25 protein-coding genes, 8 tRNA genes and 1 pseudogene are annotated in these 25481 nt (G+C 40.6%); 20 read left to right on the top strand and 14 right to left on the bottom strand.

Annotated elements, in window-relative coordinates; genetic code table 11:
* Positions 1 to 101: 101 nt before the first annotated feature.
* The 8 genes from kdsA to hemA form a co-directional block, all read right to left on the bottom strand.
* Positions 102 to 956 (bottom strand): 3-deoxy-8-phosphooctulonate synthase, encoded by an 855-nt coding sequence (gene kdsA / locus P20439_RS18750; protein WP_008115184.1) that lies wholly within the window; start codon positions 954 to 956, stop codon positions 102 to 104.
* A gap of 9 nt (positions 957 to 965) precedes the next feature.
* The gene (locus P20439_RS18755) at positions 966 to 2219 is read right to left on the bottom strand and encodes a DUF819 domain-containing protein (protein ID WP_008115183.1); all 1254 of its coding nucleotides are present in this window, start codon (positions 2217 to 2219) and stop codon (positions 966 to 968) included.
* Between the two features lie 20 nt (positions 2220 to 2239).
* Entirely contained in the window at positions 2240 to 3067 is an 828-nt protein-coding gene (locus P20439_RS14510; protein ID WP_008115182.1) for a tetratricopeptide repeat protein, read from the bottom strand.
* Positions 3068 to 3196: 129 nt separating this feature from the next.
* Positions 3197 to 3571, bottom strand: coding sequence for a SirB2 family protein (locus tag P20439_RS14515; protein WP_008115181.1), 375 nt, complete (start codon positions 3569 to 3571; stop codon positions 3197 to 3199).
* 18 nt (positions 3572 to 3589) lie between these two features.
* Complete coding sequence (locus tag P20439_RS14520; RefSeq protein WP_008467960.1) at positions 3590 to 5143, bottom strand: DUF3369 domain-containing protein; 1554 nt, start codon at positions 5141 to 5143, stop codon at positions 3590 to 3592.
* A 55-nt stretch (positions 5144 to 5198) separates the two neighbouring features.
* Positions 5199 to 6038, bottom strand: a complete 840-nt coding sequence (gene prmC, locus P20439_RS14525) for a peptide chain release factor N(5)-glutamine methyltransferase (protein WP_008115178.1) — start codon at positions 6036 to 6038, stop codon at positions 5199 to 5201.
* A 2-nt stretch (positions 6039 to 6040) separates the two neighbouring features.
* A complete protein-coding gene (gene prfA / locus P20439_RS14530) occupies positions 6041 to 7126 on the bottom strand; it encodes a peptide chain release factor 1 (protein WP_008115176.1) in 1086 nt (361 codons plus the stop codon).
* A 7-nt stretch (positions 7127 to 7133) separates the two neighbouring features.
* Positions 7134 to 8390, bottom strand: a complete 1257-nt coding sequence (gene hemA, locus P20439_RS14535; RefSeq protein WP_175611419.1) for a glutamyl-tRNA reductase — start codon at positions 8388 to 8390, stop codon at positions 7134 to 7136.
* Between the two features lie 83 nt (positions 8391 to 8473).
* Here hemA and lolB point away from each other — a divergent pair, with 83 nt between their 5' ends.
* The 14 genes from lolB to P20439_RS14605 all read left to right on the top strand — a co-directional run bounded on the left by lolB (position 8474) and on the right by P20439_RS14605 (position 14827).
* Positions 8474 to 9061 carry a lipoprotein insertase outer membrane protein LolB gene (gene lolB / locus P20439_RS14540; RefSeq protein ID WP_008467963.1) on the top strand — a complete coding sequence of 196 codons (588 nt, stop codon included), beginning with the start codon at positions 8474 to 8476 and terminating at the stop codon, positions 9059 to 9061.
* 2 nt (positions 9062 to 9063) lie between these two features.
* Positions 9064 to 9921, top strand: coding sequence for a 4-(cytidine 5'-diphospho)-2-C-methyl-D-erythritol kinase (gene ispE / locus P20439_RS14545; RefSeq protein ID WP_008467964.1), 858 nt, complete (start codon positions 9064 to 9066; stop codon positions 9919 to 9921).
* 86 nt (positions 9922 to 10007) lie between these two features.
* Positions 10008 to 10955, top strand: a complete 948-nt coding sequence (locus tag P20439_RS14550; RefSeq protein WP_008115168.1) for a ribose-phosphate pyrophosphokinase — start codon at positions 10008 to 10010, stop codon at positions 10953 to 10955.
* Positions 10956 to 11104: 149 nt separating this feature from the next.
* Complete coding sequence (locus P20439_RS14555; RefSeq protein ID WP_008467966.1) at positions 11105 to 11719, top strand: 50S ribosomal protein L25/general stress protein Ctc; 615 nt, start codon at positions 11105 to 11107, stop codon at positions 11717 to 11719.
* Positions 11720 to 11737: 18 nt separating this feature from the next.
* Positions 11738 to 12322, top strand: a complete 585-nt coding sequence (gene pth / locus P20439_RS14560) for an aminoacyl-tRNA hydrolase (protein ID WP_008467968.1) — start codon at positions 11738 to 11740, stop codon at positions 12320 to 12322.
* A 53-nt stretch (positions 12323 to 12375) separates the two neighbouring features.
* Positions 12376 to 13467, top strand: a complete 1092-nt coding sequence (gene ychF / locus P20439_RS14565) for a redox-regulated ATPase YchF (RefSeq protein ID WP_008467970.1) — start codon at positions 12376 to 12378, stop codon at positions 13465 to 13467.
* 321 nt (positions 13468 to 13788) lie between these two features.
* A tRNA-Met gene (locus P20439_RS14570) sits at positions 13789 to 13865 on the top strand.
* 69 nt (positions 13866 to 13934) lie between these two features.
* A tRNA-Leu gene (locus P20439_RS14575) sits at positions 13935 to 14019 on the top strand.
* 38 nt (positions 14020 to 14057) lie between these two features.
* Positions 14058 to 14132: transfer RNA gene (locus P20439_RS14580), tRNA-Gln, on the top strand.
* A 5-nt stretch (positions 14133 to 14137) separates the two neighbouring features.
* Positions 14138 to 14214: transfer RNA gene (locus P20439_RS14585), tRNA-Met, on the top strand.
* A gap of 175 nt (positions 14215 to 14389) precedes the next feature.
* Positions 14390 to 14474, top strand: a tRNA-Leu gene (locus P20439_RS14590).
* Positions 14475 to 14514: 40 nt separating this feature from the next.
* Positions 14515 to 14589, top strand: a tRNA-Gln gene (locus tag P20439_RS14595).
* A 39-nt stretch (positions 14590 to 14628) separates the two neighbouring features.
* Positions 14629 to 14713 (top strand) — tRNA-Leu (locus P20439_RS14600).
* 39 nt (positions 14714 to 14752) lie between these two features.
* Positions 14753 to 14827 (top strand) — tRNA-Gln (locus tag P20439_RS14605).
* Positions 14828 to 15141: 314 nt separating this feature from the next.
* On the opposite strand, the gene P20439_RS14610 is transcribed toward P20439_RS14605, so the two are convergent.
* Entirely contained in the window at positions 15142 to 16323 is a 1182-nt protein-coding gene (locus P20439_RS14610; RefSeq protein WP_008467973.1) for an FAD-dependent oxidoreductase, read from the bottom strand.
* Positions 16324 to 16580: 257 nt separating this feature from the next.
* Between P20439_RS14610 and miaB the strand changes: the two genes are divergently transcribed.
* From miaB to lnt, 5 genes are read left to right on the top strand one after another with little or no spacing between them, the layout of a single operon-like run.
* On the top strand, positions 16581 to 18026 hold the full coding sequence (miaB, locus tag P20439_RS14615) for a tRNA (N6-isopentenyl adenosine(37)-C2)-methylthiotransferase MiaB (protein ID WP_008467975.1): 1446 nt from the start codon (positions 16581 to 16583) through the stop codon (positions 18024 to 18026).
* Positions 18027 to 18080: 54 nt separating this feature from the next.
* On the top strand, positions 18081 to 19139 hold the full coding sequence (locus tag P20439_RS14620; protein ID WP_008467977.1) for a PhoH family protein: 1059 nt from the start codon (positions 18081 to 18083) through the stop codon (positions 19137 to 19139).
* Between the two features lie 4 nt (positions 19140 to 19143).
* Positions 19144 to 19602 carry an rRNA maturation RNase YbeY gene (gene ybeY, locus P20439_RS14625; RefSeq protein ID WP_008467979.1) on the top strand — a complete coding sequence of 153 codons (459 nt, stop codon included), beginning with the start codon at positions 19144 to 19146 and terminating at the stop codon, positions 19600 to 19602.
* Positions 19603 to 19624: 22 nt separating this feature from the next.
* On the top strand, positions 19625 to 20509 hold the full coding sequence (gene corC / locus P20439_RS14630) for a CNNM family magnesium/cobalt transport protein CorC (protein ID WP_036934272.1): 885 nt from the start codon (positions 19625 to 19627) through the stop codon (positions 20507 to 20509).
* Positions 20490 to 22040: an apolipoprotein N-acyltransferase gene (lnt, locus tag P20439_RS14635; protein WP_008467981.1), complete on the top strand. Its 1551-nt coding sequence runs from the start codon at positions 20490 to 20492 to the stop codon at positions 22038 to 22040. The genes corC and lnt overlap by 20 nt, the downstream gene beginning before the upstream one ends.
* Before the next feature lie 77 nt (positions 22041 to 22117).
* Here lnt and P20439_RS14640 read toward each other — a convergent pair.
* The 4 genes and pseudogenes from P20439_RS14640 to P20439_RS14655 form a co-directional block, all read right to left on the bottom strand.
* Positions 22118 to 22461 (bottom strand): annotated as a pseudogene (locus P20439_RS14640) (2OG-Fe(II) oxygenase).
* 34 nt (positions 22462 to 22495) lie between these two features.
* Complete coding sequence (locus P20439_RS14645) at positions 22496 to 22948, bottom strand: hypothetical protein (RefSeq protein ID WP_008467984.1); 453 nt, start codon at positions 22946 to 22948, stop codon at positions 22496 to 22498.
* A 17-nt stretch (positions 22949 to 22965) separates the two neighbouring features.
* Positions 22966 to 23544: a hypothetical protein gene (locus P20439_RS14650; RefSeq protein WP_008467987.1), complete on the bottom strand. Its 579-nt coding sequence runs from the start codon at positions 23542 to 23544 to the stop codon at positions 22966 to 22968.
* A 3-nt stretch (positions 23545 to 23547) separates the two neighbouring features.
* Complete coding sequence (locus tag P20439_RS14655; RefSeq protein ID WP_008467989.1) at positions 23548 to 24123, bottom strand: hypothetical protein; 576 nt, start codon at positions 24121 to 24123, stop codon at positions 23548 to 23550.
* A gap of 147 nt (positions 24124 to 24270) precedes the next feature.
* On the opposite strand from P20439_RS14655, the gene P20439_RS14660 reads away from it, so the two are divergent.
* Complete coding sequence (locus tag P20439_RS14660) at positions 24271 to 24795, top strand: CIA30 family protein (protein ID WP_008467991.1); 525 nt, start codon at positions 24271 to 24273, stop codon at positions 24793 to 24795.
* A 56-nt stretch (positions 24796 to 24851) separates the two neighbouring features.
* Here the strand turns inward: P20439_RS14660 and P20439_RS14665 are convergent, their stop codons facing one another.
* Positions 24852 to 25364, bottom strand: a complete 513-nt coding sequence (locus P20439_RS14665) for a hypothetical protein (RefSeq protein WP_008467993.1) — start codon at positions 25362 to 25364, stop codon at positions 24852 to 24854.
* Positions 25365 to 25481: the final 117 nt, after the last annotated feature.

The raw sequence follows: 25481 nt of genomic DNA on the forward strand, positions 1-25481 counted from the left end.
TAGTTTTTCTTATGCGGTGAATTATATACCTATGCTGGGAAAGAGTATATTCAAGCCACAAAAAAAGCGACCTAAGTCGCTTTTTAATGAGTTAATAAGCCTTATAAATCGCTAGCACTGGTATCAAGCGGAGCAAAGCTTTTGATTAAATCATCAACCGCTTTCATTTGCGATAAGTACCCTTCTAATTTACTCAGTGCTAATGCACAAGGCCCATCACATTTTGCTTCATTTGGATTTGGGTGTGCCTCAATAAATAAGCCTGCAATACCCAGTGCCATGCCACTACGAGCCAGTTCTGCTGCTTGAGCACGACGACCATCGGCTGAATCAGCTCGACCGCCAGGACGTTGTAGCGCATGAGTGGCGTCAAATATAACGGGCGCCATGGTTTTCATGTCATCCATGCCCAGCATATCAACCACTAAGTTGTTATAACCAAAGCTCGAGCCACGTTCACACAAGGCCACATTATTGTTGCCGGCTTCATTAAATTTAGTAATGATATGACGCATTTCATGCGGGGCTAAAAACTGAGGCTTTTTAACATTAATAATGGCGCCGGTTTTAGCCATTGCGACAACTAAGTCTGTTTGACGTGCCAAAAACGCAGGTAACTGAATAACATCAACAACTTCTGCAACTGGTGCTGCTTGGTGAGGTTCATGCACGTCAGTGATCAAAGGAATATTAAAGGTGTTTTTAATCTCTTCAAATATTTTTAAACCTTCTTCCATGCCCGGACCGCGGTAAGAATTAATGGACGAGCGATTTGCTTTATCAAATGACGCCTTAAATACATAAGGAATATTGAGCTTAGTGGTTACTTCAACATAATGCTCAGCTATGCGCATCGCTAAATCACGAGATTCCAGCACGTTCATGCCACCAAATAAAACAAAGGGTTTATTATTTGCCAGTTCTATTTGATTAATATTTATAACTTGGTTGTTCATTTTAATTCCTTATGGTGCAACTGCTTGCATCATTAATCCACAAATATACGCCATATATGTACCTACACCATAGCCAAGTACTGCTAATAATACACCTACCGGTGCCAGTGATGGGTGAAACGCAGCGGCAACAACAGGTGCTGAAGCAGCGCCCCCTACATTGGCCTGAGAGCCAACAGCCATATAAAATAACGGCGCTTTAATTAGTTTAGCAACAATCAGCATTAAGCCAGCGTGAGTTAGCATCCAAATCGCACCAATCACAAAATACATTGGTGAATCAAAAATCGCCATCACATTCATATGCAGGCCAATCGATGCCACTAAAATATATAAAAAGGCAGATGCCACTTTAGACGAGCCAAAGGCTTCGATATGACGCACTTTAGTGAACGATAGACTAATACCGATAGTGGTAGATATAACAATAAGCCAGAAGAACTTACTATTTAGGCTGTATTCTTTTGCCCATGCATAATTGTTGGCAAAGAAGGGCCCTAAAATATCAGCACAAAAATGTGCTAGACCTGTAATACCAAAGGCAATAGCAATAATCATCATGTAATCATTCAGCGTTGGCATACGGGCATGCTCTGCATGGTACTTTTCAACACGTTGCTTCAAATCTTCAATCGCAGTGGTATCGGCTCCCGCTTTGGCATCAATCGCTTTATGGTTAGCCGCCATTAATAATAATACTGCCATCCATAAATTAGCCACAATCACATCAACAGTGACCATCGCAGAAAAAATATCACCGCCAACTTCGAACATCTCTTTCATAGATGCTTGGTTTGCGCCACCGCCAATCCAGCTGCCCGCAATAGTTGTCATCCCGCGCCAAACAGCATCAGGGCCATGACCCCCCACTGCTTCAGGGTATACGGCACTCATGATTAAAATAGCTAATGGGCCACCAATCACAATGCCTGCGGTTCCTGTTAAGAACATGATTAATGCTTTAGGGCCCAGATTAATAATCGCTCTTAAATCAATGCTAATGGTTAATAAGATTAAACACGCAGGTAATAAATACCGCGAAGCAACGTAATAAACACTCGACTGCGAGCCATCAACAATACCAAAGGTATTTAATAACGATGGTAAAAAATAGCATAGCAATAGTGCAGGCACATATTTGTAAAATGCTACAAGCCCTGGACGCTGACTAGACGAGGTTTTAAAAATAAAGCCTAAAATAATCGCCAGTAAACCAAGCACTACAGCATCATTGGTAATCAACGCAGTTTGGGGATCAGCCATAACGTTTCCTATTTTTATTTTTAATGGTGGGTTTTATGATTATCTTCAAGTTCTTCGATTTGGTGTTGGATGACTTCTATCGCAGGGTCGTCGGGACACTCATCAACAAAAAATTGTAAATCATCTCGTGCCATTTTAGGGCAGCCAAGCTGATTTAGTAAATAGCCTCTGTCGCGTCGCTCATAGGGATCATCCCCTAGCATTTCCATTAACAAATCAACGCAAGTTAACGCATGACCAAATTTGTTCTCACTGATGAAAGACCATTTTTGTTGCGCTAAAAATAATTTATATACTTCGTCTTCAAAAATAAGTTCGAGAGGCTCTTGCTCTTGTGCATTATCTTCGTTGCTGTTTTCAGGAATGATGTACCAGCTTTGTTGACCACTGCTAGGCTCAACAATATACCCTTCATCATCGCTCATTGCGACGTGAATGCCCACTTCGCCTTGAGTTATACTTACACTGGCATCAAGTTTTGCGTGCTGTAAAAAATGGCATAACAAAATAGCTAAGGTGGTGGGGGTACCACTGCGCATAGACAAGGTGTAACTAATGCTATTTAGCTTGTACTCAGGTACTTTCAAGCTTGACGCACTAAATAACCACTGACTGTAAAAACAATCAAGTAATTGTTCTAAACGATCATGCGGATCGCGTGTTTGCGAACAAATAGCCTCTATTTGTTGCTCAAACGCAGTCAGTATTTTAAGACTTGGTGTTAAGTCTATTTGAGGGTCCCATTTAGCTTCTGCTTTAATACAACGATATATAGCCGGTGGCAAAAAATCATCGTAGGCATCTTCTATATAAGATTCATCGTGTTCATCAAACCCGAGGGTGGTCATTCATACTACAACATTCTAGAAAACGAACACGTAGTTTACCTAATTTTAAGGCTAGATACCAATAATCAGAAATGAATTAAAGAGGTAAGCTTTGCACCTTGGGTGCAAAGCTTAAACAAATATTGTTAATTATAACAATAGCGGGGCTTTAGCAGTTGCTAAAAAGCCGATAGCTAAGATAACCGCAGTGTTAAACACTAAAAAGATGACCTTAGGTAATGTCGTGGTTTGCTTAGCACTAATAATCCCAACAGCGATATAAACAACCACCAGCACAATTTTTTCTAATAACCAAAGTTGCTCTAATGGATTTATTTTAGCCATGGCCATTAAAGTAATAGCCGAGATGATTAGTAAAGTGTCTATACTGTGGCTACCAATAAAAACCACTTTATTTTTAGCAAGGCTACCACTGCCCATGCGAGAAAAAGAACGTACGTAAAATAAAATAATACTCACTAGCGCAATTACCATGTGCGTATGTTTTAATGCTAAATAATCCATGTGTATTGTTACTTCTGTTTAGTTATGTGTTTTATCAGGAAAGCGTAAAAGTACCGCCTCAAGTTCTTCAAGTTTATCATTGAATACATCAACAAGTTTAGGATCAAAATGCGTGCCTTTATTTGCATTGATCTCCGCAACCGCTTCTTCAAGCGTCCACGCACCTTTATAACAACGTTTATGGCGCAGTGCATCATAAACATCTGCCAATGCCACTATGCGAGCAAAAATATCGATACGCTCGCCTTTTAAGCCGCAAGGGTAACCAGAACCATCCCACTTTTCGTGATGTTGCTGTGCAATTAACGCCCCTGCACTGACTATTTTACGCGGTGAATCTTTTAAAATGGCGTAGCCTTTGCCTGCGTGGGTTTTCATAATTTCCCATTCATCGCTATTTAACTTACCAGGCTTATTTAAAATAGCATCTGGAATACCTATTTTTCCCACATCATGTAAAGGCGATGCAAAACGAATTAAATTCGCTTGCTCTTCAGATAATCCATACCCTAATGCCAACTCATAACAAATATAAGCAACCCGCTTTACGTGATTACCCGTTTCACATGAGCGCTGTTCAACCGCTTCACTTAAACGATAAACAAGTTCTTGTTGGGTGGCTTCAACTTCAGTATGTAATTGTACATTTTCAAATGCCAACTGCACATTTTGAGAAAAAATTTCAATTAAATTTCGTTGCGTATCCGTCAGTTTAGATGGCACACCGGATACAAATAACATCGAATTATGATTAAACTTACTACTGCAGTAGGCAAACAAATAGTCATCTCTGTAAACAATTGCTTTGTTGGCTAGGGCTTCTTGGCACGCTTGCAATTGATCTTCTGCCAGTACTGTTTCGAGCTCTTCCCCTTCGCGCTTCGCAAAATCACCAGTGCCAGAGCAAACAATCAGTTTTTTATTTAATTCCTCTGACGGATTTTGCGCAACTAAGGTGGTGGCGTACATAGCTTCGTCGGCCACGTTAAGTAAGGACGTTAGCTGCTGCATCACCCCCTCAATAAAGTTATCCATTGAATGAGTGGCAAAAATATTGCGAGAGGCGGTAATTATTTTTTCTAGCCCCTCACGTGACTGCTCAATAGAAATAATATCTCGATACGAGCAAAGACTAGCCATCATCACGGTGAATAGTTTTTGTGCGGTGAGTTCTGTTTTTGATTTGTAGTCATTTATGTCGTAATTCACAATAACTTGGCGTTCAGGCGCTTGCCCCGGTTGCCCAGTACGTAAAATGATACGAATGTAATTATTTTTAACGGTATCGCGTATGTACTTCGCGACTTGCAAACCGGCGTCATCTGTTTCCATTACAACATCAAGTAGGATGATGGCTGCATCAGGATGATCATCAATTAACTTTTTTGCCTCTGCACCTGAGTAAGCGCTAATAAATTCCAAACGTTTATCTTGGAATTTAAAGTCACTTAACGCTAAGCGGGTTACAGCATGAACCTCTGGCTCATCATCAACTATTAAAACTTTCCATGTCCCTTGCTCTTCACTTGCTACTTCAGGTGGTTGTTCATTTGAAAATAAAAAATCTTCCATCACATAGAATTCCTTAAACCATATGCAAACAAACAACGGAGCTATTTTAAATTATTTAGGGCCATTGTCCGAACGTTACGCGGTCGTTATTACCAAGATCTTTCACTGTGCTTACATTTATAAACGCCATTTGATTGAAAATATGACGAACAGCTGCACTTTGCTCAAATCCGTGTTCAATTAAAAGATAGCCACTTGCGTGTAAATAGTCACGTGATTGTGTAATTATTTGTTTAATATCAGCCATTCCTGCATCATCTGCAACTAATGCAGACAAAGGTTCAAAGCGTACGTCGCCTTGATATAAGTGTACATCGTCATGTTCTATATAGGGTGGATTGGTTACAATTAGATCAAATTTTTTGTTTTTTAACGCACTGAACCAGTTACTTTGCTCAACAGTGACATTATTTATCGCTAAACGTTGTTGGTTGCGCTTGGCCAACGCCACCGCGTCATCAATACGATCAACAGCCGTAATATCCCAAGTAGGCATTTCACTCCCTAGCGCCAGTGCTATTGCCCCGGTACCCGTACCTAAATCAAGTACTTTCGCGTTTTTAGGCACTTCGCATTCAAGCGCAAGCTCAACTAAGGTTTCTGTATCAGGTCGAGGGATGAGTGTTGTTGGGTTCACTTCAAGTTGCAAACTCCAAAATTCACGGCACCCGGTAATGTGCGAAACGGGTTCGCCTTGTAAGCGACGTTCACAAGCATGTTGAAATGCCTGATACTGCTCATCTGTGAGCTGTTTTTCAGGCCAAGTAAATAAATAACTTCGTGGTTTTTGTAAAATATTGAGCAGTAATACTTGTGCATCTAACTTTGCGCTATCACTACTTGATGCTAATAAATTAGCACCTGTAGCAATAGCGTTTTCAACAGTGGGGTTCACGATTAATCGTCGCCCATTGCTGCAAGTAAGTCGGCTTGATGCTCTTGCATTAGTGGCTCAACAACGGCACCTAAGTCACCCGCTACCACTTCATTAAGACGATATAGTGTTAGGTTAATACGGTGATCGGTAATACGACCTTGTGGATAATTGTAGGTACGAATACGCTCAGAACGATCACCGCTGCCCACTAAGTTACGACGCTCTGATGCTTCAGCAGCATGACGCTTTTCATCTTCAGCTTGCTGAAGGCGTGCAGCCAATACCGACATCGCTTTAGCACGGTTTTTATGCTGAGAGCGCTCATCTTGACACTCAACCACTACACCCGTAGGTAAATGGGTAATGCGAATGGCAGAGTCGGTTTTATTAACGTGCTGACCACCCGCGCCCGATGCTCTAAAGGTATCAACTTTAATATCAGCAGTATTGATTTCGATGGCTTCTGCTTCTGGTACTTCAGCCATAACAGCTACAGTACATGCTGAGGTATGTACACGGCCCTGAGACTCAGTTTCAGGGACACGTTGTACACGATGCACGCCTGATTCAAACTTTAATTGCCCGTAAACACCTTCACCGCTGATGTTAGCAATTACTTCTTTATAACCACCGTGTTCACCTTCGTTGGTGGTGACAACTTCTACTTTCCATTTTTTTGTTTCTGCGTAACGGCTGTACATTCTGAATAAGTCACCAGCAAAAATAGCCGCTTCATCGCCACCCGTTCCAGCGCGAACCTCTAAAAACACGTTGTTATTGTCTTTCGGATCTTTAGGCAGCATCAGAACTTGAATATCGTCTTCTAAAGTCGAAATCTGTGCTTTTGCTTCTTTATATTCTTCTTGTGCCATTTCACGCATTTCAGGGTCTGAATCTTTAAGCATTTCTTCAGCACTGCTCAAATCTTCTTGCGCTTGCTGGTACGCTAAAAATGTTTTTACCACTTCTTCAAGCTCAGAGTATTCTTTTGAAAGAGTACGAAAGCGGTTTTGATCACTAATGACCGATGGGTCACTTAGCAGCGCTTGTACTTCTTCATAGCGCTCAACTAAGGTTTCTAATTTACGATAAACGGACTCTTTCATTTAACTGTTATTCCTGATCTATACCTAACATTTTTTTCAATTGATTTAACTGAGCCACTTCACCTTTTTTCGCTGCATCTTGGATGGCACGGGTAGGCGCGTGCATTAAGCGATTGGTTAATTTATTGGCTAGCTCTAATATTACTTTTTCTGCATTTTTACCTGTATTTAGCTGGCTAATCGCCCTATCTACAAGCTCTGCTTTTGTTGTTTGTACATCATTACGGTAGTGGCGAATTAAATCCACTGAATCTAGTGAACGCAGCCACATAAAAAACTCTTTGGTGCGCTCACTAATAATAATTTGTGCTTGCTCTGCCGCTTGCTCACGCGCTGCCATGTTTTCGCTAACAATCGTTTGTAAGTCATCAACCGAATATAAGTAAGCGTCGTCAAGCTCACCTACTTGACTCTCAATGTCGCGCGGCACAGCAATATCTATAAATAACATTGGCTTATAACGGCGTTGTTTTAGTGCTTGTTCTACTACCCCTTTACCAATAATAGGCAAAGTACTGGCAGTGGAGCTAATAACAATATCGGCTTGGTGTAATCGTTCAGGTAATTGTGCCAAAGCAATAACATCTGCTGATACTTCATCAGCTAAGCCGCGAGCGCGTTCAATTGTTCTATTAGCTACGGTTATTTTTTGCGGTTCATTTTGGTATAGATGTTTTGCTACCAGCTCAATGGTTTCACCGGCACCAATTAATAGCACCTTGGTTTTGTCTAACTTGCCGTAAATGTGCTTTGCAAGATTAACCGCAGCAAATGCGACCGATACCGCACTCGCGCCAATATTGGTTTCGGTGCGTACTTCTTTTGCCACTGAAAAGGTTTTTTGAAACAAACGATCAAAAGTAACGCCCACCGCATCGTGGGTTTTTGCACTATTATACGCTTGCTTTATTTGCCCTAAAATCTGTGGCTCGCCTAATACTAATGAGTCAAGCCCACAAGCTACACGCATTAAATGATTTATTGCTGCGCCGTCTTCATAACAATAAATGTTTTTACTCAGTTCATGTTCATCTAAACCATGGAAACTGGCTAACCATTGCAACAATGTTTGGGAATTTTGCTGCGCAAGGCTACAATACACCTCAGTGCGATTACAGGTAGAGACAATAACCGCCTCATTAAAGTCGGCATGGCCACTTAATTGTTGTAGCGCCTCTGAAATTTGCTCAGGCGAAAAGGCCACTTTTTCTCGTAAATCTACGGATGCGGTTTTGTGATTAATACCAAGTGCTATTATGGTCATATCTGCCAAATATTGCTGAGCCCTACTACATAGGCGGCAATTTTATCAAAAATCTCAGGAATATGGAAAGTAAGGAACAACATTTGACTCGACAATATTTGATTTTAACACTGCTATTTGTATTTTTAACCGGCTGCGCAAGTAAAAACAATTACAAAACAGAGCCTTACAAAGACTGGAAGTTGCGCCTTGGCGAGCAAAAAACTTGGCAAGTAGACGGTAAACTTGCGTTTATTAGCCCAGATGAGCGCCAATCTGCCAACTTAAATTGGCAACAAACACAAAATAGTAATTATTTAGTGTTAACCACGTTTATTGGCACACGGATTTTATCGCTTAAACAAACCGCAGTCGGCGCCGAATTAATCTTTGATGACCAACCGTATTTTGATAGTAACGCCAGTGCACTTTTACAACGTTTAACAGGGTTTACTTTACCGGTTAATAACGCAGGCCCATGGTTAAAAGCTACCATTGACGATCACACCCTAGAAATTGATCAGTTAGGGCGTGCTAAAAGCGTGTTATGGTTTGATGATAATGGCAAAAAGTGGCAAATAAGTTACACAAGTTACGTCCAAAAATACGGTTTTTGGTTACCGAATGCTTTAACCTTAACCCATGAAAAGATTAAAATTAAAATCAAACTCTATGACTGGCAGTTTAACTAACTATGCATACTCACACTGAATTTTCGCTGATTGCCCCAGCTAAGCTTAATTTATTTTTACACATTAATGGCCGCCGTGATGATGGCTACCATGAATTAGAAACTCTGTTTACGTTTTTAAATTATGGTGACGAGCTCCATTTTAAACTAAGCACGGATACTCATATTAGCATTAGCGGCGACACCAATGGCATTGCGCTAACCGACAATTTGATTTACAAAGCGGCGTTATTATTACAAACCCACTGTAAAGTGGATATGGGTGCAAAAATAAATTTAACTAAACGCTTACCCATGGGTGGAGGTGTTGGAGGCGGTTCATCCGATGCCGCATCAACACTTTTAGCCCTTAATACGCTTTGGAATACAGCCCTATCTTTAGATGAACTGGCTGATTTAGGCCTGAAACTCGGTGCTGATGTGCCTGTATTCATTAAAGGTAAAAGTGCCATAGCACATGGCATTGGCGAGCAATTAGAGTACCTAGAACTGCCGCCAAAGTGGTATTGTGTTGTCTTCCCAAATCAACATGTCAGCACAGCACAAATATTTACTCACCCTGATTTAAAACGTGATACGCCAAAACTTTCTGGCGACTGGCAACAGCAAATTTTAACCAACGATTGTGAGCCTTTAGTGAAAAAGCTGTGCCCCGAGGTTGAAAAAACCCTGCAGTGGTTGCTAAAATACGCCCCATCAAAGATGACCGGAACAGGTTCATGTTGTTTTGTTGAATTTGCTAGCCAAGTTCAAGCACAAGATGTACTTGCTAACCTCCCCCATACTTGGCAGGGTTTTATCGCATCCAGCGTTAGTACCTCTCCTGCTCATACGGAGTTAGCCGCCATCATTGATAAATGAAGTAACGTACAAGTAATCATAAGTTAACCTACTTTGTTCACTCAATGTAAGTTAGTCCAAAAATTCAGTGCCTGAGGAACCCTACCGTGCCTGACATGAAGCTCTTCGCTGGTAACGCAACACCTGACCTAGCTCAAAAAGTTGCAAAACGTTTATATATTGAATTAGGCGATGCTGTTGTTGGCCGTTTTAGTGACGGTGAGATCAGTGTTCAAATTAATGAAAATGTTCGTGGCTCGGATGTTTTTATCTTGCAATCAACCTGTGCCCCTACTAACGATAACCTGATGGAACTTATCGTTATGGTTGATGCGTTACGCCGTGCATCTGCCGGTCGTATCACTGCTGTTATCCCTTATTTTGGTTATGCTCGTCAAGATCGTCGCGTACGTTCTGCCCGTGTACCAATTACAGCTAAAGTGGTTGCGGATTTCTTATCAAGTGTAGGTGTTGACCGCGTTCTTACGGTTGATTTACACGCTGAGCAAATCCAAGGCTTCTTTGATGTACCAGTGGATAACGTATTTGGTAGCCCTGTACTATTAGAAGATATGAAAAACCGCGACTTTGATGACGTGGTTGTTGTATCACCTGATATTGGTGGCGTGGTGCGTGCCCGTGCAATTGCAAAACTATTAAACGATACCGACTTAGCAATTATCGATAAACGTCGCCCTCAAGCTAACGTTTCTCAAGTAATGCACATTATTGGTGACGTTGAAGGCCGCGATTGTATTATTGTTGATGACATGATTGATACCGGTGGTACATTGTGTAAAGCAGCTGAAGCCCTTAAAGAGCATGGTGCTAAACGTGTATTTGCTTACGCTACTCACCCTATTCTTTCTGGTACAGCTGCAGAAAACTTACGTAACTCTGTGATTGACGAAGTGATTGTAACTGACTCAATTCCACTGTCTGACGAACTAAAAGCGCTTGATATTGTTAAAGTATTAACGCTTGCAGATATGTTAGCAGAGACTATTCGTCGCATTAGCAACGAAGAATCTATCTCGGCAATGTTTGAACACTAAAGTTAAACATTAATGAGTATAAAAGCGCCTTTTGGCGCTTTTTTTGTAAGCGATGTTTATTTTATAAACCCGCAGTGGTATGATAGCGCGCCTTTTGGCTAGGGACCTTGGTCGCAAAGGCCCTAACACTTTTAATTATTGGAGACATCATGTCTAACACAACTTATACTTATGACGCTGAACTTCGCGTAGAAACTGGTACTGGTGCGAGCCGCCGCCTACGTCGCGAAGACAAAGTGCCGGCAATCCTTTATGGAGCTGATAAAGAAGCGGTATCGCTTACTTTTGCTCATAAAGATATGATCAAAGCACAAGAAGACGAAGGCTTTTACACTCACATCCTTACATTAAATGTAGGTGGCGAGAAAGTTGAAGCAATCTTAAAAGATATCCAACGTCACCCTTTCAAGCCTAAGCTTACTCACCTTGATTTCCAACGTGTAGACGCAGCTCATAAACTAGTAACTAAGGTTCCTTTACACTTCATCGGTGAAGAGAAAGTAACTAAGTTAGGTGCAACTGTTGTTCACCAGTTAACTGAAGTTGAGATTTCTTGTCTTCCTAAGTCACTTCCAGAATTCATCGAAGTAGACGTATCTGATCTTGTTGCTGGTGATTCAATCCACCTTACAGATCTTGCGTTCCCTAAAGGTGTTCAATCTGTTGAGCTTGGTAAAGGCGAAGGCCACGATCAGTCTATCGTTACTATCAAAGCTAACAAAGCAGCTCCAACTGAAGACGACGCTTCAGACGCTGCAGAATAATATTTAAGGTCTCGCACCTTGAATTCTATTCAAATGCTTGTGGGCCTGGCTAATCCAGGCCCCGAATACGCAAATACACGCCACAACGCAGGTGCTTGGTTCATTCAAGAACTCGCTGCACGCTACAACTGCACGCTAAAACACGACCCTAAATATCACGGCCTTACTGGCAAAGTGATTATTCAAGGCAAAGAATTCAAATTACTGATCCCCACCACTTACATGAACTTAAGTGGCAAAGCGGTGAGTAGTTTAGCCAATTTTTTTAAAATCCCCGTGGAAGACATACTTGTTGCCCATGATGAATTGGATTTAGACCCGGGCGTTGCTAAATTAAAAAAAGGCGGCGGACATGGCGGTCATAATGGCTTAAAAGACATTATTGCAAAAATGGCAAATCAAAAAGACTTTATGCGCTTACGCATAGGTGTAGGTCATCCAGGACATCGCGAAATGGTCACCGGTTGGGTGCTTGGTAAAGCAGCCAAGGACGATCAAGAAAAAATGGATGCCGCAGTTGATGAAGCAGTTCGTTGTATGGAAATACTTGCTAAAGACGGTGTGTTAAAAGCACAAAACAGACTACATTCGTTTAAACCCTAATTTTTGGGTATACGGTCGCACGTATTAAACGAATCTAAACAAGGTATCTTACTATGGGTTTTAAATGTGGCATCGTTGGCTTGCCTAATGTTGGTAAATCAACACTTTTCAATGCATTGACTAAAGCGGGTATTGAAGCCGCTAACTTTCCTTTTTGTACCATTGAACCTAATACAGGTGTGGTACCGGTGCCAGATCCTCGCCTAGACGAACTTGCTAAAATTGTTAACCCACAACGTATTCTTACAACCAGTATGGAATTTGTGGATATTGCAGGTTTAGTTAAAGGTGCATCGAAAGGTGAAGGCCTAGGCAATCAGTTTTTAGCAAATATCCGTGAAACAGATGCGATTGGCCATGTAGTTCGTTGTTTTGAAGATGAAAACGTTATTCACGTTGCTGGTACTATCGACCCTGCTGACGATATTGACGTGATCAACACCGAGCTAGTTCTTGCTGATATGGACAGTGCTGATAAAGCAATGTTCCGTAATGCAAAAAAAGCAAAAGGTGGCGATAAAGACGCTAAAGAGCAAAATGCGGTACTTGAAAAAGTAAAAGTGCATCTTGATGAAGGCTTAACTTTACGTTCTTTAGCGCTAACAAAAGAAGAAAAAGCAGCCATTGCGCCTATTAACTTCTTAACTATTAAGCCAACTATGTATATTGCTAACGTGGCTGAAGACGGATTTGAAAATAACCCACTACTTGATCGTGTCCGTGAAATAGCCGCCGCTGAAGATGCGGTTGTTGTGCCTGTGTGTGCAGCTATCGAATCTGAGCTATCTGAGCTTGACGAAGAAGACAAATTAGAGTTTATGGCTGACCTAGGTCTTGAAGAGCCAGGACTTAACCTTGTTATTCGTGGTGGCTATGAGCTACTACATTTGCAAACTTACTTTACTGCGGGTGTAAAAGAAGTACGTGCATGGACTATCCCAGTGGGTGCAACTGCACCACAAGCAGCAGGGAAAATTCATACCGACTTTGAACGTGGCTTTATCCGCGCACAAACAATTGCTTTTGATGACTTTATTGCATTTAAAGGTGAAAGCGGTGCAAAAGAAGCAGGTAAAATGCGCCAAGAAGGTAAAGAATACATTGTTAAAGATGGCGATGTAATGAACTTCTTGTTCAACGTATAATTAAACATTGCACCACGTTAAGTGGCTCATTGTTTTTAAAGGCTCGTTTTTACGAGCCTTTTTATTTTTCAGCCGAATAAAAGTAATAATTAGTCTACCCTTACTATAGGCTTAGAATTGTAAGGCAAAGCCAAAATTACAATACAAAGCTCACAAAGAGTGTTAAAAAAGCAACGTTTTAATTAAAAAGTAGCCTGTTAGCCTATTTTTCCTGCAAACAAACCAACTTAAGTGTTTTTTTGCAAAAAAGGTGTTGACGAATTTGGGGCATATCAGCATAATACGCCCCGCACTCAGCGATGAAGTGTTAACAAAAAAGATGGCTAAGTAGCTCAGCTGGTTAGAGCACATCACTCATAATGATGGGGTCACAGGTTCAAATCCCGTCTTAGCCACCATTTATTTTTTGTTGCTCAATGAAGAGTTTAAAATAACTACCATTTCTTTGATTAATTCAAAGTGATAATGCGGGAGTGGCGGAATTGGTAGACGCGCTGGATTTAGGTTCCAGTATCTTAGGATGTGAGAGTTCAAGTCTCTCCTTCCGCACCATATTCTTGATAAGAATTAAAACTATCAATTGTTATTGTTGGGATATCGCCAAGCGGTAAGGCACCAGGTTTTGATCCTGGCATTCCCAGGTTCAAATCCTGGTATCCCAGCCAACAATGGCTAAGTAGCTCAGCTGGTTAGAGCACATCACTCATAATGATGGGGTCACAGGTTCAAATCCCGTCTTAGCCACCATTTCTTTTATAGAAGTGGCTCTGCAAGAGTTAAATTGCAACTCAATGAAGAGTTTAAAATAACTACCATTTCTTTGATTAATTCAAAGTGATAATGCGGGAGTGGCGGAATTGGCAGTTGTCTTGAATTAGACGCTGGATTTAGGTTCCAAAACAGTATTACCTGCATACTCGATGCGGGAGTGGCGGAATTGGTAGACGCGCTGGATTTAGGTTCCAGTATCTTAGGATGTGAGAGTTCAAGTCTCTCCTTCCGCACCATATTCTTTGATAAGAATTAAAATATCAGCAATTTCTTAGTTGGGATATCGCCAAGCGGTAAGGCACCAGGTTTTGATCCTGGCATTCCCAGGTTCAAATCCTGGTATCCCAGCCAACTTCTTCTACCAAAGAATGTTGTATAAGAATAAGAACTGCGGGAGTGGCGGAATTGGTAGACGCGCTGGATTTAGGTTCCAGTATCTTAGGATGTGAGAGTTCAAGTCTCTCCTTCCGCACCATGTTCTTAACTAGAACTAAAACTCATCCAAATTTAGAGTTGGGATATCGCCAAGCGGTAAGGCACCAGGTTTTGATCCTGGCATTCCCAGGTTCAAATCCTGGTATCCCAGCCAATTTGCACACTTCCTTGATTACTCTGTTCTACGACTTGCTAAATCCATTAATTTATATCTTTTCCTCTAGCTTTATAAATCAACATAATTTTTTTACCGGCATAAAAAAAGACCCAAATTTGAGCCTTTTATACCAATTCGCTTAATTAAGTGAGCTATTTTGAGGGTGGAAAAACGTGTTGATAGCTAGGCAAAAAATTCGCTATTTAGTTGTTCTAAATGAGTATTTTTTAACACAGGTAGCGACACGTTTAGCCCCTCAAAATGATTAAGTATTATTGCGGATTGGTATTATTAACTATTATTAACTATTATTAACTAAGCTCACCGCTTATTGCGTATTTTAATACCCAATTTTTTACCGGCCCTGCATTATTGGCTAACTTTAAAAACGTGCTACGCGCCCATTTTAACGGGGCTATTTGGTTTGAGAAACCAAAGTAGCAAGCATCCATCATACTCATCATTAATAAATTGGCGTTACGACGACTACGCTCGTACTCTTGAAGCATTAGCGGGCAACCTACATCATCTGCTGTACGCAACACTTCAGCTAATGCAGCCACATCTTGAAAACCTAAATTAACGCCCTGTCCTGCCAAGGGGTTAATGGTGTGCGCCGCATCGCCTACTAAAACAAGTCTGCCTTGTGAATAATTATTGGCATGCTGCCTTGCTAAAGGAAATATAGCATGGCTTTGTACTTCAAAATCACCAGCAAGCTTTGGAAACTTTTCAATAATATGAGCTTTTAATGCGCTAGGTTGTAGGGCTTTAAATGCTTTGAGGGTATTTGCATCGTCATACCAAATTAAATTTGCGTAAGGTGCTTGCATAGGTAAAAACGCAACAGGCCCCGAAGGTGTAAACTGCTGCCATGTTTTTACTTGTTGTGGGGCGTCTAGTTTTATTAATACGCCCATACAATGCTGCTGATATTGCCAGCCTGTTATGCCAATATTGGCTTTACTGCGTAATTGTGATTGTCCACCATCTGCTGCAATGACTAAATCGGCCGTATAGTTTTGCTCGTTATAGTGCAAGGTAATGCTATCAGGGTTCTGCTCTATTGCTGTTAAAGCCGATGAAGGATTAATCATTTCAATATTATGTTGCTCAAATTGCTGCCATAAACTGGCTTGAATTAGCTTATTTTCAATTAAATGACCTAAATGGGTGGTATTAATAGCATGACAATCAAATAATAAATGATCGTTACCACGCTCAAAGGTCTCTAATTGTTCATAGGGAGCCAATCTATTTGCTCGTAGTAATGGCATTGCACCGAGCTGATCAAGCAGTTTTTCAGAAAAGCGGTTAATAGCCGAAACACGTATATCAACATCACCACTACTAAGTACCTGTGATGTGTCTATTGGGTGTTTTTCAATAACACGTACGGCTTTGCCTTGTTGCGCTAATTTAATAGCCATGGCGGCACCAACCATGCCACCCCCTACTATAATTACATTATTTTTAGCCATGTTTTTCATCATTTTAATTCTGACTTAACTCTGCTTCGATTGTATCGTAATTAGTTTGCTCAGTGTGAGCGCTTCGCTTAATTCTCTTATTAAACCCATACTATATTGATTTCAGATCACAAACATGAAATCTATACTTGGTTTTGAGCGTGTATCCAGCTAAAATACGCGTCCTTTAAGTCGAGCGAAATTTTAATAGTTACGCCACTTATACCTGTTTCTAGCACATGTTTGTGCCACTATCGAATTGAACACGAGGCTATATTTCAATGAGCAAAAAGCTGCATATTAAAACCTGGGGTTGTCAGATGAACGAATACGACTCTCAGAAAATGGCTGATCTTCTAGATGCTACCAACGGCTATCAGCTAACTGAAGAAGCTGCTGATGCTGATGTTATCTTACTTAACACCTGTTCAATTCGTGAAAAAGCCCAAGAAAAAGTATTCCACCAACTAGGCCGTTGGAAGTTATTAAAAGATGACAAACCAGACCTTATTATTGGTGTAGGCGGCTGTGTTGCATCGCAAGAAGGTGATTCAATTCGCCAACGTGCGCCGTTTGTAGATGTTATTTTTGGTCCACAAACTTTGCACCGTTTACCTGAAATGATTAAACAAGTGCAAGGTAACAAAGGGTCATCAGTTGTTGATATTTCATTCCCTGAGATTGAAAAATTTGACCGCTTACCAGAGCCAAAAGCGGAAGGCCCTTCTGCGTTTGTATCAATTATGGAAGGTTGTTCTAAATACTGTACTTTCTGTGTTGTGCCTTACACTCGTGGTGAAGAAGTAAGCCGCCCTGTTGATGACGTACTATTAGAAGTTGCACAGTTAGCCGAGCAAGGCGTACGTGAAGTAAACCTATTAGGTCAAAACGTAAATGCGTACCGTGGTGATACACACGATGGTGAAATTTGCTATTTCTCAGACCTGATTCGTTTAGTAGCCGCAATTGACGGAATCGACCGTATTCGTTACACCACTTCACACCCCGTTGAGTTTACGCCTGACATTATTGATGCGTATGCCGATGTACCTGAGCTAGTTGATCACTTACATTTACCAGTACAAAGTGGCTCAGACCGTGTTTTAAATTTAATGAAACGCGGCCATACTGCACTTGAGTACAAATCAACTATTCGTAAGCTACGTAAAATTCGCCCTAACCTAAGCATGTCGTCAGATTTCATCATAGGTTTCCCAGGTGAGAGCAAGGCCGATTTTGAAGCCACCATGAACCTTATCAACGATATTGGTTTTGATATGAGCTTTAGCTTTATTTACAGTGCACGCCCAGGTACGCCAGCGGCCGATTTACCAGATGACGTGACCGAGCAAGAGAAAAAAGAGCGCCTGTACTTATTACAAAACCGTATTACACAAATGGCGCAGCAAATTAGCCGCCAAATGTTTGATACCGAGCAACGTATTTTAGTTGAAGGTCCTTCTAAGAAGAACCCAATGGAACTACGTGGACGTACTGAAAACAACCGTGTAGTTAACTTTGTTGGCCCACACACAGTGATCGGTCAGTTTGTTGATGTACGTATTACCGAGGCGCTACCAAACTCTTTACGTGGCGATTTAATTCGTACAGAATCAGAAATGAACTTACGCCGCGAAATTGCGCCTTCTGCTATTTTAACTAAAGCAGCGAGTGAGCAAAAAACCGAGACAGCTAACGAAATTGGCGTTGCTACTTTCGTACCTTAGTTGCAAAAATTCATTGCGCCAGTTAACGCTGGCGCACTGTAATAGGAAGTAATTTTGAGTAATCAGTTAAAAACATTAGAGATTTATTTAGAACCTGCCGACAACAAACGCCTTTCTTCATTATGTGGCCCGTTTGACGAAAACATCAAACAAATTGAACGCCGTCTAGGTGTTGAAATTATTCATCGTGACAACTTTTTCAAAGTAACCGGTAAACTACACAGTAGCGCCGGCGCGGTAGAGATCTTAAAAAACCTTTATATTGATACTCAGCCTGTGCGTGGAGAAATTGGCGAAATAGAGCCTGATAACGTGCATTTAGCCATCACAGAGTCTAAAACACTAGAGCAAGATGTTGCACACAGTGCTTATGGCAAAGAAATGATGATTAAAACTCGTCGTGGCGTTATTAAACCTCGCAACGATAACCAAGGCTTATATGTTGCTAATATTTTGCACCACGACATTACCTTTGGTATTGGCCCAGCGGGTACAGGTAAAACCTACCTTGCCGTTGCAGCGGCAGTTGATGCACTAGAGCGCCAAGAAATTCGCCGTATATTACTCACTCGCCCTGCAGTTGAAGCGGGTGAAAAACTCGGCTTTTTACCCGGTGATTTAAGCCAAAAAATAGACCCTTATTTACGCCCACTTTACGATGCGTTATTTGAGATGCTTGGTTTTGAGCGTGTTGAAAAGCTGATTGAAAAAAACATCATTGAAATTGCGCCACTGGCTTATATGCGCGGCCGTACTCTTAATGATGCGTTTATTATTTTAGATGAAAGCCAAAATACCACCACAGAACAAATGAAAATGTTCTTAACCCGTATTGGTTTTAATTCTAAAGCGGTGATCACCGGCGACATAACCCAAGTTGATTTACCTCGTGGTGCGCGCTCTGGTCTTCGCCATGCTATTGAAGTGTTAGATGGCGTTGATGAAATTAGCTTTAATTTTTTCAAATCGCACGATGTAGTACGCCACCCTGTGGTAGCACGTATTGTTGAAGCCTATGAGCGCAACGATGAACGTGAGCGTCTTAAGCGATTAGAGAAACAACAAGCCAAAGAAGCGCTCGCCGCTCAAGAGCAACCTGCGACTAAAGAGTAACACCGTGAAAACAGAACTTGATTTACAAATAGCGTGTGAGTTTGACAACTTACCTAGCCTTGAGCAGTTTGCCATCTGGGCCGATAAAGTGCTTAGCCAATATCGTGATGAGTCTGAGCTGACCATTGTTATTAGCGATGAAGCACAGTCGCAACAGCTCAATAATGACTACCGCGGTAAAAATAAGCCTACCAACGTATTATCGTTTGAATTTGAAGCGCCACCGGGTATTGATATCCCACTTGTGGGTGACTTAATTATTTGCCCTGCCATTGTTTTGGCTGAGGCGCAAGAGCAAGAAAAGTCATTTCATGACCACTTTGCTCATATGGTTATTCATGGATGCTTGCATTTACTTGGATTTGACCATATAAAGAGTGAAGATGCGTTAGAGATGGAAAGTATAGAAAAGCAATTACTTGCTGAACTAAACATAGCAGACCCATACCGGGACGATATTTAAATAAACGGAGCAATTAGACGTAATGAGCGACGATAACTCGCAATCTAGCCAGGGTTCTTCTGGCAGGACTTGGCTGGGCCGTATAACCCACATGTTGCAAGGGGAACCCCAGAATAGAGAAGAGCTGGTTGAGGTAATTGCCGATGCCCAAGAGCGGGATGTAATCGATCCTGAAACCAAAGAAATGATTGAAGGTGTGCTTGGTGTGTCTGAGCTTAAAGTGCGAGATATTATGATCCCGCGCTCACAAATGGTCACTTTGGAAATTGATAGCCCGCTTGAAGAGCATATACCTATGATGGTTGACTCTACCCACTCTCGCTTTCCGGTGGTGTGTGAAGATAAAGACCATGTAGAAGGGATTTTACTCGCAAAAGACTTATTACCCCTCATTTTAAATAAAGATGAGCATTTACCATCGCTACGTGATTATTTACGCCCTGCTATGGTAGTGCCTGAAAGTAAACGGGTTGATACCCTGCTTAATGAATTTCGTCAGCAACGCTACCATATGGCGATTGTAATTGATGAGTACGGCGGTGTATCGGGTTTAGTAACCATTGAAGATATTCTTGAGATCATTGTTGGCGAAATCGAAGATGAGCACGATGAAGAAGAAGAACAACAAGATATTCGTCAACTGGCTAAGCATGTTTACGTTGTGCAGGCATTAACCCCTGTAGATGACTTTAACGAGCATTTTAAATCAGGTTACAGCTCACAAGACGCCGACACTATTGGTGGTACTGTATTGCATGCCTTTGGCCATATGCCGAGTCGTGGCGAAACCATCGATATAGAAGGATTTCAGTTTAAAGTAACTAACTCTGATAATCGTCGTATATTGCAACTGCAAGTCACCATTCCTAAGGCTGATGATAACGACAGTGAAGAAACTGCTAACTAGCCCCACCCTACTAGCAAAAGATAAAAAAGCATGGCTCGCACTAGTTGCGGGCCTTGTTTTAACTTTTAGCTACGAGCCTTTTGGTATTTGGCCGATTGTATTTTTTAGTTTGGCCGCATTATTTTTTTGTATCCCTGCAAACCTCACAGGAAAAAAACACGCTAAAACCGCCGCTAAATATGGCTTTATATTTGGCCTAGGTTGGTTTGGTGCCGGTATAAGTTGGGTGCATGTTTCTATCGCCACCTTTGGCGGTATGCCACTGTTCGCTTCCATTTCGTTAATGGTATTACTGTGCAGCTACCTTGCGTTATTTCCTGCGTTGGCGCTGTGGGCAACCACTCGCTTTTCGAGCGGCTCTATAAGCTTTGCCGCCCTACTACTCCCTTGTTTTGCTATTAGTGAATATTTGCGTGCCAAGCTGTTAACTGGTTTTCCTTGGTTAAGCTTTGGTTATACACAAACTGATAGCCCACTTAATGCCCTCGCTCCTTTTATTGGTGAATTTGGGCTCACGCTATTATGTATTGCCATTGGGTTTGCATTGTACAGCTTAACCCAAAAACAATTTAAAATGCCTGTTGTTACCGCTACTGTGGTTTTGCTTGCCTTCGCAGGCGCACACTTAACAAAGACAACCAATTACTCCGATAGAAACCTGTCTGTGCTGCTTGTACAAGGTAATATAAAACAACACTTGCGCTTTGATCCTAGTGAGTTTTGGACCACCATGAGTAAGTATCAGGATATGACGCGCAGTCACTGGGATGCCGATTTAATTGTGTGGCCTGAAGCCGCAGTGCCTGAGATAGAAGCGCTTGCTGATTCATACTTAGCAGGCTTAGACAGTGCCGCCTCATTTAATAAAACCGCGCTAGTAACGGGTATTGTTGATTACCAACGCGACACTAAAACCATTTTTAATACCCTGATTGTGGTCGGTAACAAAGAGCAAAATGATGAACACGGCCACTATCGTTACTTAGATAGTAACCGCTATCAAAAGCACCAATTACTGCCGATTGGAGAGTTTGTTCCCTTTGAAGACATACTCCGCCCCATAGCGCCGTTATTTGATTTACCTATGTCATCGTTCTCGCGCGGTGATAAAGTGCAAGATAACTTACGTGCGAATGGCTTTAGCCTGCTGCCCGCTATTTGCTATGAAATAGTCTTTGCCGATTTAGTGCGGGGTAACTACAAAAGCGACTCTGATTTACTATTTACCGTAAGCAACGATGCTTGGTTTGGTGATTCTATTGGCCCCCACCAGCATATGCAAATTGCACGCATGCGCGCCCTAGAACTACAACGTCCACTAGTACGTGTTACCAACAACGGTATAAGCGGTGTATATGACCCCATAAGCCAAACACGCCAAACTATGCCACAGTTTGAAGCAACAACACTTAAAGCCAATATAAAGCTCATACAAGGAGACAGCGTATACAGCCAATACGGCAATAAGTTTGTATGGGGATTTGTGTTGCTGCTGGGTGTTGCTGGGTTTGGGATTAGGTTTAGGAAGTAAATTATAGCTGATAGCTATTAGTGGTCAGCTATCAGTAAGAGAAAGGTTGCTCTGGTATCTAACCAACCTACGCAAATCTATTTTTTAATCCAGCCTATGCTTAAAATATAACGAGTCCCTTTTTTATTTTTAATACTTGGTGCTGTTCTACATCAGGCCTAAAAAGTTTAATACGGCTGTAATTTATTATCAGATTTTCACAAATAAATTCACCGCCTTCTACCGCATGTTTTAGTACAATGTTAAGTCTAAAGTGCTTACCAGTTCTCACTTTATCGGTATGCGGTTTTATTTCACTCCCTTGTGGGAATTTAATTAAGTAGGCATCAAGCTTAAACGGAGCGAAAATACGGCAGAGTAGCATTTTGTCGTAGCCTGACTTTTGTCGCCCACGTTCCCAACTAAATAACTTATTTGGCATCTATAATTACTCTAAAAAAACTCGAATACATGCTCTAAAACCACTTAATTTTAAGCTTTGTCGAGTGAACTTTGCTTGCTTGTGATCTAAATAAATTGCATTTAATGTCAACATAGCTAACTGCGCTAGGTTCTAAAAAGCTGTCTGTGCTTTTGCCTACACAGTTACCAATAAACTTACCACTTTCGTCAAATGTAGAAGCAATAACGGTTCCCGTATAAATGCTCTCGTTAGTAATATTTTTTAATTCAGCCGCTATTCTTACTTGACCCTTTTCTTTGTATATTTCAGAAAGAGTAAGTTTATAGTCATTATTAAATTCATCACTTGTTTCTAATGCTTTATTTGAAACCATTGTTTTGAATCCACTGTCAACATCAGCGGCGATTGTTAGGGCGAACACACTAATACCACCAAGCATTGCTATTACAAACCCAACTCCCCAAAAAAAGCCCTTTATGCTCTCATTAAAATTATTAGTGTCCATTTAATTCCCTTTAGTTTTTACCATTGTATTTCGTTAACAAGATAGCCAAAGTAACTTTTTTCACCGACTAAATTTATTTTCTTGTTTTTAAGTGTTTGTAGCTCTTTAGTATCTAAGTACCAACGTATGGAATAGTTTTTCTTGGTTGATAAGTCTAATAAATTTAGCTTAATACATTGATTGCCGTAATCACTACGACATACTCCTATGCTTGTTAATAAATATTCTTTTGACCAAATTTCTCCCAACCTATGCACTGCCATATATTTTATAGGTACTATGCTTAAAGACCATAACGACATATAAATTAAACATGGGTACATTAGAAAAAGAAACCCTTTAACGAGTTTACTTCCTGTAAAAAATTGGCTTTTAACGTCGTTATTGTTTCTGTATTTTTTCAACAGTATATAGATAATTAACACTGTTAAAATTGGTAGTAACTTAAATTCTATAAAAGCGAAGCGCGCATTCGGTATAAATGCAGGATCATAAAATTCATCCCAATCCAAAGAGAGTCCAATTAGCATAGTAAAAACAAACACGAATAGAAGAAATAAAAAACCCCGTCGTACCTCTTTTTTATAAAACTGCATAAATCACCACTGTATTTCAGTAACAACATAGCCAAAGTAACTTTTTTCACCAACTAAGTTCACTTTTGTATTTTTAAGTTTTAAAAGCTTATGCTTATCTAAATACCACCTGATGGTGTGCTGTTTGTTTGTAGATATATCTTCAAAGAGTAAACGAACGCAATTCGGCTCATAATCGCTATAACAAGCTTCAGACTCAACTAAGGTATATTCTTCAGACCAATAATCGCCTAAATCATAATGCGCCCATAGTTGAATCGGCGCACAAATGACAGCCCAAAGATACGCATAAAGCAAAATGGGTATCATAATGATGCTTAAATTCTTAAGTATAATCCCCTCTTGATCAAAGTAAGTATTAAACTCTTCTCTCGCATGTGGCGTTTTTATTAAATGAAATAGAAAGGCACACACTAAAGAAATAGTAATAAAGCCTAAAATCCAATGACTTAAAAAGTCATAAAAACGGTTAGGAATAAAGGAGGGGTCGACTGAAGAATACCACTCATATAGGCCAACAGGCGCGATCATCATAACAATAAATGCTATGATAACGAGAATCACAGGCTTTTTTGTCATATAAATTAATATCCTTATATTTTATGACGTCTTTAATTTGGTCAGTATTTTAATCAAGGATTGCCTTATCCCAGTATTAAAATAATTATGTGAACAATTATTACATCAAAACGTATTATTGTTAATAATGGTTTTAAGGAATTACTCATGACCGCCAAACAACTCTCATCACTTTTTGTTTTTAACTTACTGTTTGCCACTACCGAGGCAAATGCCAATGCTCGCTGGTATGTGGTTAATGATTCGGTGATGGGTGGCATTTCTAATAGTCAGGTTTTGTATGAAAACGACAATTTAGTGTTTACAGGCAATGTATCGCTTGCAAACAATGGAGGGTTTGCTTCTATTCGAACGCTATTGGATTTACAAAGCCAAGACATCACTAAAATTATGCTACGTGTTAAGGGCGATGGTCAAACCTATCAATTACGTTTAAGAACTAATGAATACATGGATGGTGCGGCTTATACCCGCTCGTTTAGTACCACAAAGAGCGAGTGGCTTAATATTGAGTTTTTACCTGAGGATTTTCAGCTTACTTATCGCGGCCGCTTACTTGAACAACAACCTACAATTAACTTTAAAGATGTAAGGCAGCTTGGGTTTATGATTGCAGGTAAACAGGCGGGAGAATTTAGGCTTGAGGTTGAAAAAATTGAGTTTAAAAACTAACTTTTCTGCGTACATTACAAGGTTAAATAACCTGAACTAATACAGTTAGACTTTGGTTAAATAGTAAAGCCGTCGCCTCGCCTTTTCATTTCGTTGATTACTAGCTCAATAATTTGTTGTTTTATTGCTGCCTGCTGAGACTTTACCTCACTAAGTTGCAGCTCCAATCTATTTATCTCTTCTTGTTGTTGCTCGGTTTTATACTTTTTAGCTCCCATATGCTCAGCATCCATAGTTAAGCGACTATCGTCTTCAGCTGGCCCATATTGGCTATTATCAATGGTTAAACTGCGTTGTACCGTACTCTGCTTAAGCTTATTTACTTGTTCTTGCAATGCAACCACTTGCTGGGTGAAATATTTATATGCCTTTTCTAAATTTTGATATTGCTCAGCAAATGTTGCGTTATCTTCGCTGTATTTTTGAACCTTAGCATCTAAAAACTCTGATAAAACATAGTCAGGCTCTTCCTCTGATTTATCATCAATGTGTTGCTGTTCTGATTCTATTAAAGGCTGATTGTTATAATTAGATGCTTGATATTGAATTGAGGCGGTTGAAATCTTCATTATTTTATCCCTAAAATGAATTTGTCACTATTTTAGGTATCGACTGACGATTTAAATTCTTGAGTAGGATTGACTGATAAGAGCAAATAAAAAAGCCCTACTTGATTAAGTAAGGCT

The organism is Pseudoalteromonas sp. BSi20439, assembly GCF_000241165.1.
Lineage (GTDB): Bacteria > Pseudomonadota > Gammaproteobacteria > Enterobacterales > Alteromonadaceae > Pseudoalteromonas.

Excerpts from the sequence above, each read along its gene's own strand:
- P20439_RS18755 (WP_008115183.1), bottom strand. The coding sequence starts at position 2,219 with ATGGCTGATCCCCAAACTGCGTTGATTACCAATGATGCTGTAGTGCTT.
- ychF (WP_008467970.1), top strand. The coding sequence starts at position 12,376 with ATGGGTTTTAAATGTGGCATCGTTGGCTTGCCTAATGTTGGTAAATCA.
- miaB (WP_008467975.1), top strand. The coding sequence starts at position 16,581 with ATGAGCAAAAAGCTGCATATTAAAACCTGGGGTTGTCAGATGAACGAA.
- corC (WP_036934272.1), top strand. The coding sequence starts at position 19,625 with ATGAGCGACGATAACTCGCAATCTAGCCAGGGTTCTTCTGGCAGGACT.
- P20439_RS14660 (WP_008467991.1), top strand. The coding sequence starts at position 24,271 with ATGACCGCCAAACAACTCTCATCACTTTTTGTTTTTAACTTACTGTTT.
- hemA (WP_175611419.1), bottom strand. The coding sequence starts at position 8,390 with ATGACCATAATAGCACTTGGTATTAATCACAAAACCGCATCCGTAGAT.
- kdsA (WP_008115184.1), bottom strand. The coding sequence starts at position 956 with ATGAACAACCAAGTTATAAATATTAATCAAATAGAACTGGCAAATAAT.
- P20439_RS14510 (WP_008115182.1), bottom strand. The coding sequence starts at position 3,067 with ATGACCACCCTCGGGTTTGATGAACACGATGAATCTTATATAGAAGAT.
- P20439_RS14610 (WP_008467973.1), bottom strand. The coding sequence starts at position 16,323 with ATGATGAAAAACATGGCTAAAAATAATGTAATTATAGTAGGGGGTGGC.
- ispE (WP_008467964.1), top strand. The coding sequence starts at position 9,064 with ATGCATACTCACACTGAATTTTCGCTGATTGCCCCAGCTAAGCTTAAT.
- P20439_RS14665 (WP_008467993.1), bottom strand. The coding sequence starts at position 25,364 with ATGAAGATTTCAACCGCCTCAATTCAATATCAAGCATCTAATTATAAC.
- P20439_RS14515 (WP_008115181.1), bottom strand. The coding sequence starts at position 3,571 with ATGGATTATTTAGCATTAAAACATACGCACATGGTAATTGCGCTAGTG.
- P20439_RS14555 (WP_008467966.1), top strand. The coding sequence starts at position 11,105 with ATGTCTAACACAACTTATACTTATGACGCTGAACTTCGCGTAGAAACT.
- prfA (WP_008115176.1), bottom strand. The coding sequence starts at position 7,126 with ATGAAAGAGTCCGTTTATCGTAAATTAGAAACCTTAGTTGAGCGCTAT.
- P20439_RS14655 (WP_008467989.1), bottom strand. The coding sequence starts at position 24,123 with ATGACAAAAAAGCCTGTGATTCTCGTTATCATAGCATTTATTGTTATG.
- P20439_RS14650 (WP_008467987.1), bottom strand. The coding sequence starts at position 23,544 with ATGCAGTTTTATAAAAAAGAGGTACGACGGGGTTTTTTATTTCTTCTA.
- P20439_RS14645 (WP_008467984.1), bottom strand. The coding sequence starts at position 22,948 with ATGGACACTAATAATTTTAATGAGAGCATAAAGGGCTTTTTTTGGGGA.
- P20439_RS14520 (WP_008467960.1), bottom strand. The coding sequence starts at position 5,143 with ATGGAAGATTTTTTATTTTCAAATGAACAACCACCTGAAGTAGCAAGT.